The sequence below is a fragment of the Curtobacterium sp. PhB137 genome (assembly GCF_003814955.1).
GTDB lineage: Bacteria > Actinomycetota > Actinomycetes > Actinomycetales > Microbacteriaceae > Curtobacterium.
Genome location: NZ_RKQO01000007.1, coordinates 70,936 through 89,609 on the forward strand (window position 1 = coordinate 70,936; position 18,674 = coordinate 89,609).

The 18,674-nt window shown below is 70.9% G+C and carries 16 protein-coding genes; 7 read left to right on the top strand and 9 right to left on the bottom strand.

Features of this window, described 5'->3' with window-relative positions; genetic code table 11:
• Positions 1-296 precede the first annotated feature (296 nt).
• The 6 genes from EDF28_RS12400 to EDF28_RS12425 all read right to left on the bottom strand — a co-directional run bounded on the left by EDF28_RS12400 (position 297) and on the right by EDF28_RS12425 (position 8,408).
• Positions 297-2,603, bottom strand: coding sequence for an alpha-L-rhamnosidase (locus EDF28_RS12400; RefSeq protein ID WP_123938520.1), 2,307 nt, complete (start codon positions 2,601-2,603; stop codon positions 297-299).
• 120 nt (positions 2,604-2,723) lie between these two features.
• Positions 2,724-3,530, bottom strand: coding sequence for a carbohydrate ABC transporter permease (locus tag EDF28_RS12405; protein WP_235036067.1), 807 nt, complete (start codon positions 3,528-3,530; stop codon positions 2,724-2,726).
• Between the two features lie 86 nt (positions 3,531-3,616).
• Positions 3,617-4,552 carry a carbohydrate ABC transporter permease gene (locus EDF28_RS12410; protein WP_243649937.1) on the bottom strand — a complete coding sequence of 312 codons (936 nt, stop codon included), beginning with the start codon at positions 4,550-4,552 and terminating at the stop codon, positions 3,617-3,619.
• A gap of 4 nt (positions 4,553-4,556) precedes the next feature.
• The gene (locus EDF28_RS12415; protein ID WP_123938521.1) at positions 4,557-5,906 is read right to left on the bottom strand and encodes an ABC transporter substrate-binding protein; all 1,350 of its coding nucleotides are present in this window, start codon (positions 5,904-5,906) and stop codon (positions 4,557-4,559) included.
• Positions 5,907-6,232: 326 nt separating this feature from the next.
• Entirely contained in the window at positions 6,233-7,318 is a 1,086-nt protein-coding gene (locus EDF28_RS12420) for a LacI family DNA-binding transcriptional regulator (protein WP_123938522.1), read from the bottom strand.
• A 79-nt stretch (positions 7,319-7,397) separates the two neighbouring features.
• Positions 7,398-8,408 (bottom strand): LacI family DNA-binding transcriptional regulator, encoded by a 1,011-nt coding sequence (locus tag EDF28_RS12425; protein ID WP_123938523.1) that lies wholly within the window; start codon positions 8,406-8,408, stop codon positions 7,398-7,400.
• A gap of 390 nt (positions 8,409-8,798) precedes the next feature.
• On the opposite strand from EDF28_RS12425, the gene EDF28_RS12430 reads away from it, so the two are divergent.
• From EDF28_RS12430 to EDF28_RS12455, 6 genes are all read left to right on the top strand, one after another.
• Entirely contained in the window at positions 8,799-10,154 is a 1,356-nt protein-coding gene (locus EDF28_RS12430; protein WP_207906672.1) for an MFS transporter, read from the top strand.
• Positions 10,151-10,492 carry an L-rhamnose mutarotase gene (locus tag EDF28_RS12435; protein WP_123938524.1) on the top strand — a complete coding sequence of 114 codons (342 nt, stop codon included), beginning with the start codon at positions 10,151-10,153 and terminating at the stop codon, positions 10,490-10,492. Before EDF28_RS12430 ends, EDF28_RS12435 begins: the two co-directional genes overlap by 4 nt.
• Before the next feature lie 78 nt (positions 10,493-10,570).
• Positions 10,571-10,828 carry a hypothetical protein gene (locus EDF28_RS12440; protein ID WP_123291977.1) on the top strand — a complete coding sequence of 86 codons (258 nt, stop codon included), beginning with the start codon at positions 10,571-10,573 and terminating at the stop codon, positions 10,826-10,828.
• A 23-nt stretch (positions 10,829-10,851) separates the two neighbouring features.
• On the top strand, positions 10,852-11,283 hold the full coding sequence (locus EDF28_RS12445) for a DNA methylase (RefSeq protein WP_123291978.1): 432 nt from the start codon (positions 10,852-10,854) through the stop codon (positions 11,281-11,283).
• 171 nt (positions 11,284-11,454) lie between these two features.
• Positions 11,455-12,369 (top strand): metallophosphoesterase, encoded by a 915-nt coding sequence (locus tag EDF28_RS12450; protein ID WP_123938525.1) that lies wholly within the window; start codon positions 11,455-11,457, stop codon positions 12,367-12,369.
• Between the two features lie 228 nt (positions 12,370-12,597).
• Positions 12,598-13,659: an NADP-dependent oxidoreductase gene (locus EDF28_RS12455; RefSeq protein WP_123938526.1), complete on the top strand. Its 1,062-nt coding sequence runs from the start codon at positions 12,598-12,600 to the stop codon at positions 13,657-13,659.
• A 25-nt stretch (positions 13,660-13,684) separates the two neighbouring features.
• Here EDF28_RS12455 and EDF28_RS12460 read toward each other — a convergent pair whose 3' ends face one another.
• Genes EDF28_RS12460 through EDF28_RS12470 form a run of 3 tightly spaced genes read right to left on the bottom strand, consistent with a single transcriptional unit; the run spans position 13,685 to position 16,612 of the window.
• Positions 13,685-14,557 carry an ABC transporter permease gene (locus tag EDF28_RS12460; RefSeq protein WP_185094234.1) on the bottom strand — a complete coding sequence of 291 codons (873 nt, stop codon included), beginning with the start codon at positions 14,555-14,557 and terminating at the stop codon, positions 13,685-13,687.
• Positions 14,544-15,506 (bottom strand): ABC transporter ATP-binding protein, encoded by a 963-nt coding sequence (locus EDF28_RS12465; RefSeq protein WP_123938527.1) that lies wholly within the window; start codon positions 15,504-15,506, stop codon positions 14,544-14,546. The genes EDF28_RS12460 and EDF28_RS12465 overlap by 14 nt, the downstream gene beginning before the upstream one ends.
• Positions 15,507-15,544: 38 nt before the next feature.
• A complete protein-coding gene (locus EDF28_RS12470; RefSeq protein ID WP_185094235.1) occupies positions 15,545-16,612 on the bottom strand; it encodes a sigma-E factor regulatory protein RseB domain-containing protein in 1,068 nt (355 codons plus the stop codon).
• A gap of 533 nt (positions 16,613-17,145) precedes the next feature.
• On the opposite strand from EDF28_RS12470, the gene EDF28_RS12475 reads away from it, so the two are divergent.
• Positions 17,146-18,615 (top strand): FGGY-family carbohydrate kinase, encoded by a 1,470-nt coding sequence (locus tag EDF28_RS12475; protein WP_123938529.1) that lies wholly within the window; start codon positions 17,146-17,148, stop codon positions 18,613-18,615.
• Positions 18,616-18,674: the final 59 nt, after the last annotated feature.

Here is an 18,674-nt window from a genome sequence, read left to right on the forward strand (position 1 = left end):
GTACGGGTCGCGGCGGGCTGCCGCAACCGCGTGGGGTGTGTTGCGTCGCGCACCCCGTTGCGGTCTTCGCGCCCCGGAGAGTCGGGGCGCGATGACCGCACGGGGGCGCGATGCGGGACGGGCGCGGGCGCGATGCGCGCACGGGGGCGCGGGACGGGCGCGGGCTGCGCGCCCCGTTGCGGCCTTCGCGCCCCGAAGAGTCGGGGCGCGAAGACCGCCCGGGGGCGCGACGCCGGGTGAGCGCCGTCAGGCGTCCCGCGCACCCACCGTGACCAGCCCACCGTCCGCTCCCCGCGCTACGCCGCCGGCACAGCAGCCGGCGCGCGCAGCTCGTGCGAGCCAGCGCCGAGCCGCTGCTCCGCAGCACCCGGCAAGCGCACGACTGCGGTGACGCCCTCCGGAACCTGTGCACGGACGAGCAGCTCGCCGTCGACGAGCTCCCACCGCACCGCGATGTGCCCGTGCACGGAGTCGAGCGACGTCGACGCCCACGTCAGGCCACCGCCCGGCTGCGGTGCGATGAGCACGGAGGCGTACCCCGGTTCGAGCGCCGACAGGCCGCCCACCACCCGGTGCATCCAGTCCGCCACGGCACCGAGTGCGTAGTGGTTGAACGAGGTCATCTCACCCGGGTTGATGGTGCCGTCCGGCAGCATCGAGTCCCAACGCTCCCAGACCGTCGTCGCACCCATCGTCACCGGGTACAGCCACGACGGGCACTCCGTCTGCAGCAGCAGCCGGTACGCGTCGTCGAGGTGTCCGGTCTGCGTCAGCGCGTCGGTGATGAACGGCGTACCCGCGAAGCCCGTCGAGATCCGGTACCCGGACTGCTCGGCCAGCTCCGCCAGGCGGTCGCCCGCACGGCGCTCGTCGTCCTCGTCGAGGATGCCGAACACGATCGCGAGCGCGTAGACGGTGGTGCAGTCGCTCCGGATGCGACCGTCGGTCACGTAGTGCTGACGGAACGCGGCCTGGAGGCCCGTGGCGAGCTCCTCGGCTTCCGTCGCCTCCGCCTCGTGGCCCGTCAACCGCGCCGCCTGCGCCACGAGGGTCGCGCTGCGGTACGCGCACGCCGTCGCGACGACGCCCGGGTCGGCCTTCGCCTTGGCGGCGTCCTCCGGCGGGGCGTCCGGGTCGAGCCAGTCGCCGAACTGGAAGACGGTGTCCCACAGGCCCTCGGGTGACAGGTGGCCCTTGATGCGGCGGAGGTGCGCCGTCATCGAGTCGAGCTGCTCCTCGAGCACCGCGGTGTCGCCGTACGCCTGGTACAGGGTCCACGGCACCCAGACGCCGGCGTCCGACCAGATGGCGGTGGCGTCGGGGGTACCGAAGTCCTCGGCGGGGGAGTACTTGAGCACGTCCGGCACCACGAACGGGATGACACCGTCGGCGTGCTGCTGCTCGAGCCACACGTCGCGGAGCCAGTCGCCCAGGAACGCGCGGGTGTCGAACAGGTAGGACGCCGTCGGCGCGAACGCCGCGATGTCGCCCGTCCAGCCGAGGCGCTCGTCACGCTGCGGGCAGTCGGTCGGGACGCTCAGGAAGTTGCCCTGCATGCCCCGGATGACGTTGTCGTGGAACGTGTTGAGCAGCTCGTGGCTGGACTCGAAGGTGCCCGTCCGGGTCAGGTCGGAGCCGACCTGCACCGCGGTGACGGCCGCGCGGAGTTCGTCGAGCGTGCCGGTCCAGCCGTCGACCTGGGCGTACCGGAAGCCGTGGAAGGTGAAGCGGGGCTCGAAGCGGTCCTCACCGCCGCTCAGGGTGAAGTGGTCCGTCGCCTTCGCGGTGCGCAGCGGGCGGGTGCCGAGCTCGTCGTGTTCGAGCACCTCGGCGTGCTTCAGGGCCAGCACAGTGCCCGCGGGCCCAGAGGCGACCACGCGGAGCCAGCCGACCAGGTTCACGCCGAAGTCGATCAGCGTCGCGCCGGACGGGCTCGTCCACACCTCGACGGGGGCGATCTCGGCGAGGGGTCGGACCGGCGGCACGGTGTCGGCGACGAGTTCGCGCTCGCCGATGTCGACGGTGCGCACGGCGCTGGTGCGTCCCTCGTGGCCGTCGACGCTCGGTGTGGTGACCTCGCCGGGCGTCAGGAAGGAGCCGTCGCGGAGTCGGGCGTCGATGTCCTCGCCGTCGTACAGCTGGTCGGCGGTGATCGCGCTGGACAGGGCCTGCCAGTCCGTGTCGGTGGCGACGAGCTGTTCGTGGCCGTCGGCGAAGGTGATGCGGAGCTCGGCGAACGCGGCGGGCTCGTCGGCGTACCAGCCGCCGCCGCCACCCCAGGCGAGCCGACCGGCGGCCCAGCCCTTGCCGAGGACGAGTGCGAGCACGGCGGCGCCACCTGCGGGCGTCTCGGTCAGGTGTGGCGTGACGTCGTGCGAGACGACGCGGATGCGCCACTCGTAGCTCGTCCACCCCGGTTCGAGCAGGTGGTCGGAGACGCGTTCGCCACCGAGCCACGCCTCGACGACGCCGAGGGCGCTGACGTCGAGGGTCGCGCTCGTGACGGCGCCGTGGCCGTCGTCGAGGGTGAACTCGCGGCGCAGGATCGGTGCGCTCCCGAGGTCGGCGTCGCTCGTGATGAACGGTGCTGTCCAGGCGGTCATGTGGTGTGTCCTTTCACGCGACCGGTCGTCGTCGACCGGTGCGGGGGTCCGGGGCCCGGCCGCCCGCCCGGGTGGGCGGTGCGGCGGAGGCGGGTCGCGCCTCCAGGCCGGGGTCGGGCGTCAGCCCTTGACGGCGCCGCTGGTCATGCCGGCGACGATCTGGCGGTTGAAGAAGATGTACAGGATCAGCGGCGGGATCGTGATGAGCAGGACGTCGGTGAACAGCAGGTTGAGCTGGCTTACCGACTGGCTCTGGAACGAGTAGAGCGTCTGCTGCACCGTGGCGTTCTCGGATCCCGGCAGGAAGTACAGCGGGTTCGTGAAGTCGTTGAACACCGTGACGGACTGCACGAGCACGACCGTGATGATGACCGGCTTGAGCAGCGGCAGCACGACGCCGAAGAACAGACGGATCGGTCCGGCGCCGTCGAGGACGGCTGCCTCGTCGAGCTCCTTCGGGATCGTCGCCACGAACGCCCGGAAGAGCAGGATGCAGAACGACAGGCCGAAGGTCGCCTCGATGAGGATCATCCCGCCCATGGTCTTGAACAGGTTGAGCCCCTGCAGCACCCAGATCGTCGGGACGATCGCGGGCGGGACGATGAGGCCCGCCAGGACGAAGAAGTTGATCACGCCGTTCCACTTGCTCGGACGACGCTGCAGCACGTACCCGACCATCGCGGAGAACACGACCATCACGATCACGCTGCCCACGGTCAGGACCGCACTGTTCAGGAACGCACGGACGATCACGCCGTCACCGGATCCGAACACGGCCTGCAGGTTCTGCCAGAGCTGCCACTCGGTCGGCAGGCTGAAGCCGAGCTGGTTCGCCTCGGCCGGGTTCTTCATGGCCTGCAGCAGGACGAAGACGAACGGCACCAGGAACACCACGAAGCTGACGACGATGGCGATCGAGCCGATGATCCACCGGCGGGTCCGGCCCGGGTGGCGGTTCCGGCTCGCCGGCGTCGGCGCACGGCCGGCGGTCCGGCGGGGGCTGGTGACGGCGGTCACAGGTCCGCCTCCTTGCGGTTGAGGAGCCACGAGATCGGGACCATGATCGCTGTGACGACCACGAACAGGACCACGTTGCCGGCGGTCGACAGGCCGTAGAACCCGGCCTGGTACTGCTTGTAGATGACGCTCGCGATGACGTCACTGGTGAACCCTGGCCCACCGCCGGTCATCGCCCAGATCAGGTCGAAGGACCGCAGCCCGCCGATCAGCGACAGGATGATGACGGTACCCATCGCGGGACGCGACAGCGGGAGGGTGATGTTCCGGAAGATCGACCACGCGCTCGCGCCGTCGACCCGTGCGGCCTCGAAGTACTCCTGCGGGATCGCCACGATGCCGGCGATGAAGATGAGCGTCGCGATGCCGACGCCCTTCCAGACGTCCACCGCGGCGACGCTCCACAGGGCGAGGGCCGGGTCGGTCAGCCACCCCGGAGTGGGGAGGCCGACCGAGCCGAGGACGCCGTTGATGATCCCGTGGAACGGGTCCATCAGCGCCTTGAACGTGATGCCGATGCCGATCGTCGACACGAGCACCGGGAAGAACACGACCGCCCGCAGGTAGCCGCGCCCCAGCACGGGCGACGTGAGGAGCAGGGCGAGGGCGAGTCCGATGACCACCTTCGCCGCGCTCGTCACGAAGCCGTACTGGAACGTGTGCACGAACCCGGAGACGAGCTGCGGGTCCTGGAAGAACCGGACGAAGTTGTCGAAACCGATGAAGGTCTGGTCGAACAGCGTCCAGCGGGTGAGGGAGAAGTAGAACCCGGCGAAGGTGGGGACCGCGAAGAACACGACGTACAGCGCGATCGCGGGGATGAAGAACCACGCGGGGTAGAACGAGCGCATCCGCTTGCGCGCGGGACCTGTCCCGCCGGAACCCGCTCGGGTCTTCGCCGGCTCGAGTGCCGTCGTGAGTGTCGCGGTCACCGTGTCACCAGCCCTTGATGCCGAGCTGCTGTGCCTGCTGGACGACGTCGTCGTCGTACTGGTCAGCACCCTTGGCCGCGTTGGTGATGCCGGAGCCGACCTGCACGCAGATCTTCTCGAGGTTCGGGCCCTTGATCGGGGACAGGAACTCGAGCGCCGGGCTCGCCTTGCCGTCGTCCAGGTACTTCTGCAGGTCGTCGATCATCGGGGGCACGTCGTCGGGCAGCGAGCAGGTCGAGATGACGTACGGGCCACCGGGGGTTCCGGTGTCGTTCTGCACCTTGCAGCCGTCGGCCGAGTTCGCGAAGGCGATGAACTTCTTCGCGGCGGCGAGCTCGTCACCCTCGGTGGTCTTCGGGATGTACAGGCCGTTCGGCTCCCAGATGGTCAGGTTCGTGTCGTCGGCGTCCTCGGCCGGCAGCGCGAACGCTCCGATGTCCGCGACCGCGTCGGGGCTGTCCTGCTGCAGGGTCGAGATCGCGTTCGTCAGCATCGGGTACTGCGCCCCGGTGCCGTCGGCGAGCATCTTCAGGCCGTTCGCCTGCGTGGCCGAGGCGTAGTCCTCGTTGTAGAGGTCCTTGTCCTTGCCCTCGGCGAGGTGGTCGAAGCCGGCGAGTGCGGGGTCCTTGGCGTAGGACTCCTTGTTCGCGGTGTAGTTCTCCGCCCAGTCCTTGTCCTGCGCCGTGATGTTGGCGAAGTCGCCGAGCACGAACAGCTGGCTGGTCCAGGTGTCGCCGTACGTCTGGATGATCGGGGCGACCTTGCCGGCGTCCTTGATCTTCTCGCTGTTGCTGATGAACTCGTCCCACGTGGTGGGGACGCTGAGTCCGAGGTCGGCGTAGACCTTCTTGTTGTACATGACGCCGCCGCCGAAGCTCGTGCCGAAGGGAGCGCCGTAGACGCCCTTGTCGGTGCTGACGACCTTGGTGAACTGCTCGTCGACGTCCTTCGTCCAGCTCTCGTCGGACAGGTCCACCAGGGTGTTGTCCGGGTTGAGGGCCTGCATGAGCGAACCGGAGTTGTAGTTGAAGACGTCGGCCATCTCGCCGGTCGACAGCTGGGTCTTCACCAAGTTGTCGCCGTCGGTACCCTGCGGGCGGGTGTCGAACTTGACCGTGATGTCGGGGTTGGCCTTCTCGAACGCCTCGATGAGCGGCTTCGCGGTGGCTGCGGTCGCGGGTGAGTTGTCGGCCTGGTAGGTGATCTGCACCTTGCCGCCGCCTTCGTCGGCGGAACCGCCGGACGAACACGCCGCGAGCCCGCCGATCAGGACCGTGGCGCCGCCGATGGCGACGAGCCGTTTGACGACGGCGCGCTTGGTGAGCGTCCTCGTGGTCAGGGAACGAGCTGACATTCCTTACCTCCTCGTAAGGCCCGGGGCGGGGTACCCCGGGTGAAACGGACCCGGATCCCGCGTCGTCGTGGGCTCCGGTTGCTGCTGTTTAGAACGTTTCAATCAGGATGGAACCACGTGGATTGAAGCGTGTCAATCGCTGTGCCGATTTCGTTACGGGAACGCGCATGCCTGGTGCGCGCGGTCCGCGTTGCCCGGCCTGCCCGCCCCGCCCCCACTCCACCCCACCCGCGAAAGCGACAGTGTGCCGCGAACTGTTCGCGCGGATCTGTCGCTTTGCCGGACCAGACGGCGTCCCGTGCCGCAGGACTGTCGCTTTCGCGCGCTCAGGCCTCGGTGCGGCGCGGGTCGCTCGGCGCCGTGGCCCGCGCGGCCGCTGCACCGGCGCGGCCGAGCGTGCTCTCGCGGGGCACGAGCTCGCTGCCGAGCACCACGGTGCGGTGGACGTGCATCGGGTCGGAGAGCTCCTCGAGCAGCAGGGCCACGGCAGTGGCGCCCATCTCCTCGCCGTGCATGGTGACCGAGGTCAACGGCACCGCGCCGCCCCACGCCACCGAGTTGTGGTCGCACCCCGACACCGGGATGTCCTCCGGCACGCGGATGCCGGCGGCTCGGAGCTCGGAGACGACCGCCATGGCGAGCAGGTCGGTGACGCCCAGGACGCCGTCGGGCCGTTCGGCGACCGGCATCGCGGCGATCCGCGCGCCGGCGTCGGTGCCGCCGGGCGGGTCGATGTCACCGGCGTCGACGTCGACGAGTTCGACTCCGGGGTGTTCCGCGATCGCGCGGAGGAGCCCCGCGCGGCGACGGGCCACCGGCTGCAGGTCGGGCCGGGCACTCACGAAGCCGATGCGTCGGCAGCCCTGCTCGATGAGGTGCTGCGCGGCGACGTACCCGGCCTGCTCGTTGTCGACGACCACCGAGCAGGCGTCCACCTCGGTCGGTTCGTAGTTGACGTAGACGACGGGCAGGCCGTGCTGCTTCGCCGCCTCGACCTGTGCGCGGGACTCCGTCATCGAGGCCAGCAGGATGCCGGACACCCGGGTGCTCTCGAGGAACGCGAGGTGTTCGCCCTGCGCCTCGAGGTCGTTCTCGCTGCTGGCGACGAGCAGGGTGCGCCGGCGTTCGCGGGCGGTCGTGTGCGCACCGCTCACCACGTCCGTGAACAGCGAGTTGCGGAGCGAGGCGACCACGAGACCGATCGCCCGGGTGCTGCCGGACACCAGTGCCCGGGCGTTGCGGTTCGGCGTGTACCCGAGTTCGGCGATCGCGTCGTGCACGCGTGTGGCCGTGGACTCGGCGACCCGCTCGGGGTGGTTCAGGACGTTCGAGACCGTCGCCAGCGAGACGCCGGCGCGAGCTGCGACGTGGTGCACGCTCGGCGGGCCGTCGCGCCGGGGGACATGCACCATGCTCCGATCGTAGGCCGCAGTGGCGGCCGATCCGTGCCGCAGAGCCGGTCAGGCTGGTGGGCAGACGCGAGGCGGTCGGCTACGCGTCGGCGACGGAGGACTGCCGGACCACGAGCTCCGGCGTGAACTCGACGTGCTCGAGGTCGATGCCCTGCCCGAGCTCGACCTGCTTCGTCAACAGCTCGATCGCCTGGCGCCCGAGGTCCTGTGCAGGCTGGCGCACCGAGGTCAACGGGACGACGGCTGCCTCGGCGAAGGCGATGTCGTCGTAGCCCACGATCGCGATCTCGTCCGGCACCGCGATCGTGCCGCGCATGATGAACGCCTGTTCGAGGCCGACCGCGAGCAGGTCGTTCGCCGCGAACACCGCGTCCGGCCGTTCGGCGCGGGCGCGTGCCTGGAGTTCTTCGCCGATGCGACGCCCTTCGAGCACCGACAGTGACGCGGTCGGCAGGACCTCGAGCTCGATACCAGCTGCCCGGGCCGCCGACAGTGCGCCGGCGTGCCGGTCGGCAACCTGGCGGATGCTGGACGGGCCGCCGACGAACGCGATGCGCGTCCGCCCGATGGCCGCGAGGTGCTCGACCGCGATGCGACCGCCCGCGACGTCGTCCACCGACACCGAGGCGAAGTGCTCGTCGTCGGCGCGGCGGTCGACGAGCACGACGGCGGTGCCCTGGTCACGCAGGCGGGCGAGGCGGGACAGGTCGTCACCGGCGGGGGAGATGAGCAGGCCGGCGACGCGGCGTTCCTCGAACAGGTCGACGTAGGTGCGCTCGCGGTCGGTGGACTCGTCGGAGTTGCCGATCAGGACGGCCAGGCCCTTGTCCATCGCGGCGTCTTCTGCACCGCGCGCGACGTCGGTGAAGAACGGGTTGCCGCCGTCGAGCACGATCAGGCCGACGGTGGAGCTGCGGCCGGCCCGGAGCTGGCGCGCGGAGTCGTTGCGGACGAAGCCGAGCGCGGCGATGGCGGACTGCACCCGGTCCACCGTGGTCGGGGCCACCTTGTCGGGGCGGTTCAGGACGTTCGACACTGTCCCCAGGGACACGCCGGCGAGCGCTGCCACCTCTCGCACACTGACCGCCATGTGGCCATCCTGGCATCGCACCTGCGCTTCCGGGCGGTGCGCGCCGTGATCTGTGGAAAACGGCGGACGGGAGGCGCGGTGCGGGCTGGACCCGGGCCTCCCGTCCGGTGGGTGGGCAGGTCCACCGAACGGTGCGAGATTGTAGGTGCGGCCGCGCCCCGTGCGTGCTCCGTTCCGGCGTCGCACCGTGCGTGCTGCGCCGCCACGTGCGAGGTTGGCCGCTCGGTGCGCGCTTGCAGCGCCGCACGGAGCGGGCAACCTCGCACCGAGTGAGCGACCGCGCACCGTGCGGACGCGCACAGCACGGACTTGCCAACGCCCGCTGGGTCGCACTATCGTCTCGCTGTCCCGTTGAAACGATTCACTGACGAACACGCGAACGGAGGACCAATGGCGGTCCGAATCGGAGCCCGGAGCACCACGGGCTGGAAGGCGACCGTCTCGGTCGCCATGTCGAACTACATCGAGTCGGGGTCGATCATCGCGATCGCCACGAGCCTCAGTCTGTGGCAGGCGCAGTTCCACGTCGGCGACCTCGAGGTCGGCCTCCTGGCGAGCCTGTCGGCGAACGCGTTCGGCGCCGCCGCCGGCGCCATCATCGGCGGGCCCCTGTGCGACCGCTACGGCCGGAAGTTCATCTACACCTACGACCTGCTGCTCTACATGCTCGGCATCCTGCTCGCGGTCTTCGCCGGCAGCTACGGCATGCTGTTGGTCGGCTTCATCCTGACCGGCATCGCGGTCGGCGCCGGGGTGCCGGCGAGCTGGACCTACATCGCCGAGCAGGCACCAGCGGACAAGCGTGCGGCCCACGTCGGCACCGCGCAGCTCGCCTGGTCGATCGGCCCGATGGTCGGCTTCGGGTTGGCCATCGCCGCCGCACCCCTCGGGCTGCTCGGCAGCCGGCTCATCTTCGCGCACCTGTTCGTCGTCGCCGCCGTCGTCTGGTGGCTCCGCCGCGGGCTGCCGGAGTCGGCGATCTGGAAGGACGAGCGCGCCGCGACCGGCACCGCGAACTTCTTCCACGGGATCACCCAGCTGTTCAGCCGGCGCCGGAACCTGACCGCGATGCTGTTCCTGTTCGGCGTCTACGCGCTCTGGAACACCGTCGCCGGGCAGGCCGGCATCTTCCAGCCGCGGGTGTACTCGGCCACCGGGGTCACGAGCGTCACCGAGCAGTACGGCCTGCAGATCCTGGTGTGGGGCTGCACCGTCGCCGCGACCTACTTCGGCTTCATGCGCTACGGCGACCGGGTCAGTCGACGGTTGCTGTTCGCCCTCGGCGCGGTGCTCGCGATCGTCGCCTGGGCCGTCCTGATCTACGCGCCGGCGAACCTCGGCACGCTGCTGTTCTTCGCCGTGGCGTGGGGCATCTCGTCGGGCATCGGTGCCCAGGCGTTCTACGGCCTCTGGACGAGCGAGCTCTTCGCCACCCGGTACCGGGCCAGTGCGCAGGGCGTGCTCTTCCTCGCCGCGCGGGTCATGGTCGGTCTGCTGAGCATCTGGTTCCCGCTGCTGCTGTCCGACATCGGGCTCCGTGCACTCGGTGGACTCATCCTGGGGCTCCTCGCGATGTCGTTCCTGGTCGGCACCATCTGGGCGCCGCGCACGCAGGGCAAGACGCTCGAGGCGATCGAGGCCGAGCGGTACGGCACCGTGACCACCGTCACCGGTACCGTGCGCACCGCCGACGAGCGCGCCGTGCAGGACGCCGAACAGCGTCGCCGTGCCGAGGCCGACCGGTGACCCGCGTCTGCTTCCGACTGCAGGTGCAGGCCGAGCACCTGGACGCCTACCGCGAGCGGCACGCCGCGGTCTGGCCGGCGATGCTCCGGGCGATCGCCACGGCGGGGCGGCGGAACTACTCCCTGTTCCTCGACGACGACGGCCTGCTGATCGGCTACTACGAGACCGACTCAGTGGCCGATGCCGACGCGTCGCTCGCGGCCTCCGAGGTCGCGACCGCATGGGAGGCGCACATGCAGGACCTGTTCGACGGTGCCACGGGTCGGGCGGACCAGACCGCGCGGGTGCTGCCCGAGGTGTTCAACCTGGAGGACAAGCTGGCCGCCGCCGCCGAGTGAGCCTCGCGCGGGCACCAAGCGCTCGGCACCTCGAACGGGGAGTCGTACGCCGTCGGTCCGCGGCCCTACGGTGGCGGGATGCGATTCCTGCGTGGCCGAAACCCGTTCCAGTTCGCCCTCGGTGCCCTCGCGATCCTGGGTGCGGTGATCCTCGTCGTGCGGTGGATCACGAGCTTCGTCGCGCCGCACACGTACAGCTACGCCTACATCGCGGGCGCCGGTGTCTCGATCGATCTGCCGTTCATCGTCGTCGTCGAGCTCGTCACGATCCTGTCGTTCGTCGGGTGGCTCGTCGTCGGCGCGCTGCACTGGGGGCCGCGGCGCACCGACGGCTGAACACCACGGGTAGCGTCCGGTCCATGGCCGACGTGACCCACGCCGCGGACCTCGGGATCGACCTGTCCGACGGCAAGCCCCAACAGCTCTACCGGTGGTTCCTCGCGAGCATGCTCTTCGGCCGGCCCATCCGGCAGGAGCAGGCGGCGGCGACCTACCGCGTCCTCATCGACCACGGGTTCACCAGCCCGGGGAAGTTCGCGGGCGCCGGACGCGAGCAGCTGCGGAGGGTTCTGGACGAGGGCGGCTACGCGCGGTTCGACTACCAGATGACCGATGCCCTGCACGAGACGATGCACACGCTCGACGCCGACGAGGGCTCCGTGTCGCACCTGGTGAAGACCGCGGCGTCGCGGAAGGACCTGCGCGAGCGACTCGCCGCGCTCAAGGGGATCGGTCCGAAGACGATCGAGATCTTCCTGCGGGACATCCCGGACGCGGTGCTGCCGGACTGACCGCCGGTGCGTGCCCGGGTGACTTCGTGAGCAGAAACGGTCGAGTCTGACGCCCCGACCCGACCGTTTCTGCTCACGAAGCGCTCGCGAAGCGCCCCGCCCTCGTCACGTCGAACCAGCGCCGACGACCCGCCCAGCCCGCCCATCGCCCCCATGGCTACCGTGGACCCCATGCAGCCGCCCGCAGCAGGAACCCTCCGCGTCCTCCACCTCTCCGACACCCACCTGACCGGCGACGGCGCCCTGCACCAGGGGTCCGTCGACACCACCGCAGCGCTGGACGGCGTGCTCGCCCGCGTCGACGGGGTGCCCGGCATCGGCCTCGTCGTCATCTCGGGCGACGTGTCCGAGGACGGCACCCCCGAGTCGTACGCCGCCGTCCTCGAGCGGGTCGGCGGATGGGCCGAGCGCCACGGAGCCGCCCTCATCGCGGTCCCGGGCAACCACGACCTGCGCGAGGGCTTCCGCCAGGTGCTGTCCAACGGCCACGTCCTCGGCGAGGGCGGCCGCCCCGTCATGCACACGATGGAGTACCACCCGCCGACCGTTCCGGTGTGGGGGCAGTCCCTCGTCGCCGGCCGGAGGATCGTCACGGTCGACACCAGCGTGCCGGGTGCCGGCTACGGCGAGCTGAGCGACGCCAGCCTCGAACGGCTCCGCACCGCGCTCGCCGGGGACCACGCCCCGCACGGCACGGTCGTCGTCCTGCACCACCCGCCCCTGCCGGCCCCGACCGAGCTGCACGAGGCGCTCCGGCTGCAGAACCCCGAGGCGCTCGCCGACGTGATCCGGGGTTCCGACGTGCGCGTGGTCCTGGGCGGGCACTACCACCACCACTTCGCCGGCTCGCTGGCCGGGGTCCCGGTCCTCGTCGCCCCCGGGGTCGCGAACGACACGGACGTCACCGGCGCCTACGACGAGGAATCGGCGACCGTCGACAGCGGCGCCCTCGTCGTCGACGTCGCCGAGGACGGCTCCGTCTGGTCGACGCCGCTGCGCGTCCCACGCCCCGACGCCGACCCACTCGCGTTCCACCTCGACGCCGAGACCGTCGCGTCCGTCATCGCGGCAGCCGGCAAGCACTGAGCGGCAGCCGGAAAGCATCGAGCGGCCGGCGTGCACTGAGCGCGCGACGCGCACCGAGCGCGCGAGGCGCACTGGACGTGCGCGACGGACGGACGGGAGGCCCGTGGCGGCGCCGCCACGGGCCTCCCGTCCGCTCGTCGGTACCGCCCACGGCCGGTACCCCGCCTGCTCGGGCTGCACGCGGGGAAACCGAGTAGGCCGGAGGCACACGCCAGCGAAGGAGCACCCATGCGGAACGGCAAGGCAGTCCAGTACGACCGGTACGGCGACTTCAGCGTGGTCGAGCTCGTCCCGCAGGAGAAGCCGACGGCCGGCCCCGGCGAGATCGTCGTCGAGATCGTCGCCGCCGGGCTGAACCACATCGAGCGCTTCCTGCGCGAGGGGAAGCTCCGGGACCACATCGAGCTCGAGTTCCCGGCACGGCAGGGCGTCGACTTCGCCGGTATCGTCCGGGCGCGGGGTGACGGCGTGAAGGACCTGCGGGTCGGTGACGAGGTCATGGGGCACGCGCCCCAGGGCGGCTCGCACGCGAACTGGATCGCGGTGCCGCGTGGTGCCGTCATCAAGAAGCCCGAGTACGTCGGGTGGGAGGTCGCAGGTGGCCTGTACCTCGCCGGGTGCACGGCGGTGTCGGTGGTGCGATCGCTCCGCCTCGGACCGGACGACACCGTCGTCATCACCGCTGCAGCGGGCGGTGTCGGCCACATCGAGAGCCAGCTGGCGCACGACGCCGGTGCGACCGTGATCACCCTCGGCAGTGCGCGCAACCACGACTACCTGCGGCAGATCGGCACGCTGCCGGTCGTGTACGGCGAGGGCGAGGAAGACCGCATCCGAGCGATCGCGGACGGCCGGCCGATCACCGCCTTCATCGACAACCACGGGGAGAGCAACGCCGAGCTCCTGGCCGAACGCCTCGGGGTCGGGGCCGAGCGCTTCGTGTCGTCGGACGAACGCCGCGACATCGAGCTGCGGTTCCTGCGCGCCCCGGCAGAGGACGAGGAGACCCGGGAACTCCTGACCCTGCTGGCGAAGGCCCTGCAGGAACGTCGCTTCCAGGTGCTCATCTCGGGCTTCTACCCGTTCGAGTACATCGTCGAGGCGTACGAGGACCTCGCCGAGATGAAGTCACGCGGCAAGGTCGTCATCGGGATGCAGACGGTCGAGACCGGAGCACGGCTCGACTGGTACCGCTCCGAGAAGGCCCGCGACCTGCGGGACCGCTACGCGGATGCGCGCGGCTCGGAGGCGGAGACGATGGCGGGCGGCTCAGCGAGCCCGGCGAGCTGACGGCGGTCGGGCTCGGCGGTCGGGCTCAGCTCAGGATGTCCTTCGAGGCGAACCGGCTGTACGCCAGCGCGCCGAACACGACGACGTAGCCGAGCTGCAGCAGTGCGTTCGACCCGAACGAGTCGAACGAGATCGGGTCGCGGAGCAGGTCGCCGAACCCCAGCCACTGGTGCGAGAACAGGTACGGGTGCAGCCAGTCGAGCTGGGGGAGCTGGTCGAGGACCTGGGAGGCCCCGGCCAGCACCACCGTCGCGGCCATCGCCCCGACCGGCACGTTCGTCAGCGTCGACGCGAACATGCCGATCGCCACGAGTCCGAGCATCGACATCGCCACGTACAGGGCGAGGAGCAGTGCCCGACCGGCGTACGACGCTCCGCCGACCTGGGTGCCGGACAGCAGCGTGACCGGACCGATCGGGAACAGCACGGCACCGATCGCCGCACCGACGAGCACCACGAGCAGCGTCGCCGCCAGGCAGAACGCGACCGCGCCGGCGAACTTGACCAAGATGAACCGCACCCGGCCGGTCGGTGCGACGAGCAGGTAGCGGATGGTGCCGTGGCTGGCCTCGCCCGCGACGGTGTCGCCCGCAACGACGCCCACCGTGAGGGGCAGGAACAGCGGGATCGACACCGTCAACGCGGTGAACGCCACGAACAGGCCGTTGTTGGTGATGTCGCCGAGGAACGCCGGGCCGCCGTCGTCGCCGTCGGTCGTCAGCTTCACGGCGACCGCGATCAGGACGGGGACGAGCGCGAGCGCCCCGAGCATCGCCCAGGTACGGCGACGTCGGAACACCAGTGCGAGTTCGGAGCCGAGCAGGGCGAAGGGACGCTGGCGGCGCGGGGCCTCGGCATCGGCGTCGGGCAGTGCACGGGCAGTGTCAGGCAGCGACATCGAAGCCCTCTCCGGTGAGCGCGACGAACAGGTCCTCGAGCGTGCCGCCGCCGACCGTCAGCCCACGGACGCGGACGTCGGCGCGGACGAGTTCGGCGGTGATGGTCTCGGGCAGCAGCTCGTGCGGCAGGTCGGCGACCAGGACGTCCGCGCCGCCGTCGTGCCGGGGGACGAGTCCGAGCCGGCTCAGCACGCTGCCGGCCTGCCCGATGTCGGGCGTGCGGACGGTCACGGTGCGTGCTCCGGCGGACCGCAGCTCGTCGAGTTCGCCCTGTGCCACGAGCTTGCCGGTGCGCATCACCGCGGCGTGGGTGCAGACCTGCTCGATCTCGGCGAGCAGGTGGCTCGACACGAACACCGTCGTGCCGTCGTCCGCCAGGGACCGGATGAGGTTGCGGACCTCGCGCGTGCCCTGCGGGTCGAGCCCGTTCGTCGGTTCGTCGAGCACCAGCAGGTCCCGCGGGGAGAGCAGTGCGTTCGCCAGGCCCAATCGCTGCTTCATGCCGAGCGAGTACGCGTGCGCCTTCTTGTCCGCCGCGTGCGTCAGGCCGACACGGTCGAGGGCGCTGGCCACGCGGGCCTTGCGGGTGCGCGGGTCCGACGTGGGGTCCGCCGCGTCGAAGCGCTGCAGGTTCGCGCGCCCGGACAGGTACGGGTAGAAGGCCGGCCCTTCGACCAGGGCACCGACGCGCGGCAGCACCTGGTGGAGCGCCTTCGGCATCGACTGGCCGAGCACCTCGATCGTGCCGCCGGTCGCGCTCGACAGCCCGAGGAGCATCCGGATCGTGGTCGTCTTGCCGGAACCGTTCGGCCCGAGGAAACCGAACACCGCGCCGCGCGGCACCGACAGATCGATGCCGTCGACCGCGCGCTGCTTGCGGAAGACCTTCTGGAGGCCCGTGGTGCGGATCGCGAGGTCGTTGCCCGTGGTCGGACGGGTCGCGTCCACGGCGGCCGGTTCCGTCGTGTGCGCGGGTTCCGGTGCGCTCACTTCGCGGCGGCGACCAGCGACGACACCGGCACGGCGCCGGCGAGGACCCGGCCGTCGTCGGTCAGGTAGACCGACACGAGCGAGGTCTGCACGGCACGGCCGCCGTCGACGGCCTTCGTGAGCTGGCCGAGCAGGCCCGAGGCCTCGTCGCCGAGGGACGACTGGTCCACCGTGCCGGCGGGGAGCTCGGCGATCGTGCCCCAGCCCTCGCCCGTGAAGGTCGGCTCGTCACCGTCGTGCGCACCGCGGGCGTGGTCGCCCTTCGCGTGCGCACCGTGCTCGGCGTCGGACAGGTCCTTCTCGGTGACCTTCGCGTTCGCCGGGGGCGTGAAGTCGAAGAGCCGTGCGGCCGGTGCGCCGTAGTCGAGGCTCGTGAACCCGACCTGCACCGCGGGGTCGTCCTGCCCGGCGGCCTGGATCGTCGCGCGCAGCGGGAGCCCGGTCTGCTGGTCGACCGCCAGTCGGACCGTGCCGACCAGGGTGTCGGAGGACTTCGGCGTCAGCGTGATCTGCCAGGCGTCGTGACCCGCGACGCTGACCTCGGTCGGCTTCGAGACCGTGGTGCTGGCGTCGATGGCCTGCTCGGCGATGTCGGTCGGCGTGGTGGCGCCGTCCTGCAGGTCCTTCGCGGTGTCGGAGGGCAGGGTCACGTGCGTGGCCGTGCGCTCCTTCGAGTCCCAGGTCCAGACCTCGGACCCGTTGCGGACCACGTCCTGCTCGGCGAGCTGCTGCGTCAACTGCACGCGCTGCTTGTCAGCGCCGTCGACGTACACGCGGGCGGTGTGCGACGAGGTGAGCAGCCCGAGCACGTCCGAGGCGTCGCCCTCGAGCGAGGAGCCGCCGGAACCGGTCGGCAGTTCGGGGAGTCCGAGGTCGCTCGACTGCGAGAGCTTGCCGGAGTACTGCGCGTCCGAGGACTTCGCGATGCTGGCGATGACGTCGGCCGCGGTCGGGTTCGTCCCCGCGATCGGGTCGTTCGCCGCGTTCGCGATCATCGGGGCGGCGACGGCGCCGGCGACGACCACCGGCGCGATGACTGCTGGCAGCCAGGCTGACTTCTTCATCGGGTTCCCCTCGTGGAGCATCGGAGTCGTGAGTACGGTACGTCCGGCCCCCGACAGGACGCTGGGCGTCTCGACTGGGGAGAACATGTTGTCCACACTCGTTCATCGGACCCCACCGCGTCGTCAACCTCCGGTATGATCGGACCCATCACGATCAGCCCGTCGCCATTCGGCCCGGGCTGATTTTCTTTTCACCTGGGGGTGTGGTGGTCGAGTACTCGAAGCCCTGGCTCACGCTGGATCAGCAGGTCGAGCAGAGTCGGTTACTACCGCCTGACGGGGCTACCTCCACCCGCTCCGACAGCCGGACTCCGTTGATCGTGGATGCGAAGTCGCGGGGCACATCACGCTGCGTGAGACGTACCGAACCGGAGCGTCGATCGAGCACGCCCGTTCCCTGATGGACTTCGACCGCGCGCTGCGGATCTCGGCGCGCCGGAGAGTTGGGGTCTGGAGTCGATCTGGCGGCCCGCGGAAGGTTCGTAGACTCGGGACGCGACCGACGGCGGTCGCGTGGCGGCGAAGGAGGCGGCATGCGGGCGGTGCTCGGTCTGGACATCGGGACGTCGAGCACGAAGGCGCTGCTGGCCCGGTTCGACGGCACCGTGATCGCCGAGGTGAGCCGTCGGCACGACGTCGACCGTCCTGCCCAGGGACTGGTCGAGATGGACGCGGCCGTGTGGTGGGACGAGTTCACGACGTTGACGCACGAGCTCCTCGCGCTCGTCCCGGATGCCGACGTGCAGGCCGTGGGCGTGAGCGGCATCGGCCCCTGCGTCCTGCTGACCGACGACGTGGGTGATCCGCTGCGCCCGGCGGTCCTGTACGGCATCGACACCCGGACGGCCGACCTGCTCGACGAGGTCACGGCGGAGCTCGGGGGCGAGGACACGATCCGCGCCCGGTGTGGCTCCGGACTGAGCACCCAGGCCGCCGGCGCGAAGCTCGCGTGGGTCGCCCGCCACGAGCCCGACGTCTGGGAGCGGGCGGTCCGGTTCACGATGCCGGCGTCACGCGTGGTGGAGCTGCTGACGGGGGAGTACGTCCTCGACCACCACTCGGCCAGCCAGACCACGCCGCTCTACGACGTCCACGAGAACACCTGGATCACCGAGTGGTGCGAGCAGCTTGCGCCCGGCCTGCCCCTGCCGCGGCTGCTGTGGTCCGGCGACCAGGCGGGCGTGGTGACGCGCGAGGCGGCCGCGGCCACGGGCCTCCCGGTCGGTATCCCCGTGACGGCCGGCACCATCGACGCATGGGCGGAGGGCGTGAGCGTCGGGGAGTCCGTGCCGGGCCGGATGTTCCTGCAGTACGGCACCACGATGTTCATGATCGCGCCGACCGCCGAGCCGACGCCGGTGCCGGGCATGTGGACGACGGTCGGGACGCACCCGGGGCAGCCGAGTGTGTCGGGTGGGATGGCGACCTCCGGGGCGATCACCGACTGGCTGCGTCGGCTGGTCGACGGCGAGTGGCCGACGATGCTCGAAGAGGCTCGGTGTGCGGGCATCGGCGCGAACGGGCTGCTGATGCTGCCGTACTTCGCGGGGGAGCGGACGCCCATCGCCGATCCGGACGCGCGCGGGGTGATCGCCGGGCTGACGGTGCGGCACACGCGTGGGGACATCTACCGGGCGACGCTCGAGGCGACGGCCTACGCGGTCCGGCACAACATCGAGGTACTGCGTGCGGCCGGGGTCGAGGTCCGCGAGCTCGTCGGGGCCGGCGGCGGGTTGCTCGGACGGCTCTGGCCGACGATCGTGAGCGACGTGACCGGGCTGCGGCAGACGGTGCCGTCGGTGACCGTGGGAGCGTCGTACGGGTCGGCGTTCTTGGCGGCGCAGCTCGTGGCCGACGTCGACATCCGGCAGTGGAACCCGCCGGCCACGGTCATCGAGCCGGACCCCGTCGCGACGGCGGCCTACGAGCCCGGGTACCGCGACTACCGCGAGCTCTACGAGGCGACGAAGGCCGTCGTGCACCGGCTAGCCGCGCGCAGCTGACCGTTCGACACCGCGCAACGGACACAGCACCGCGCAGATGCACGGTGCTGTGTCCGGAA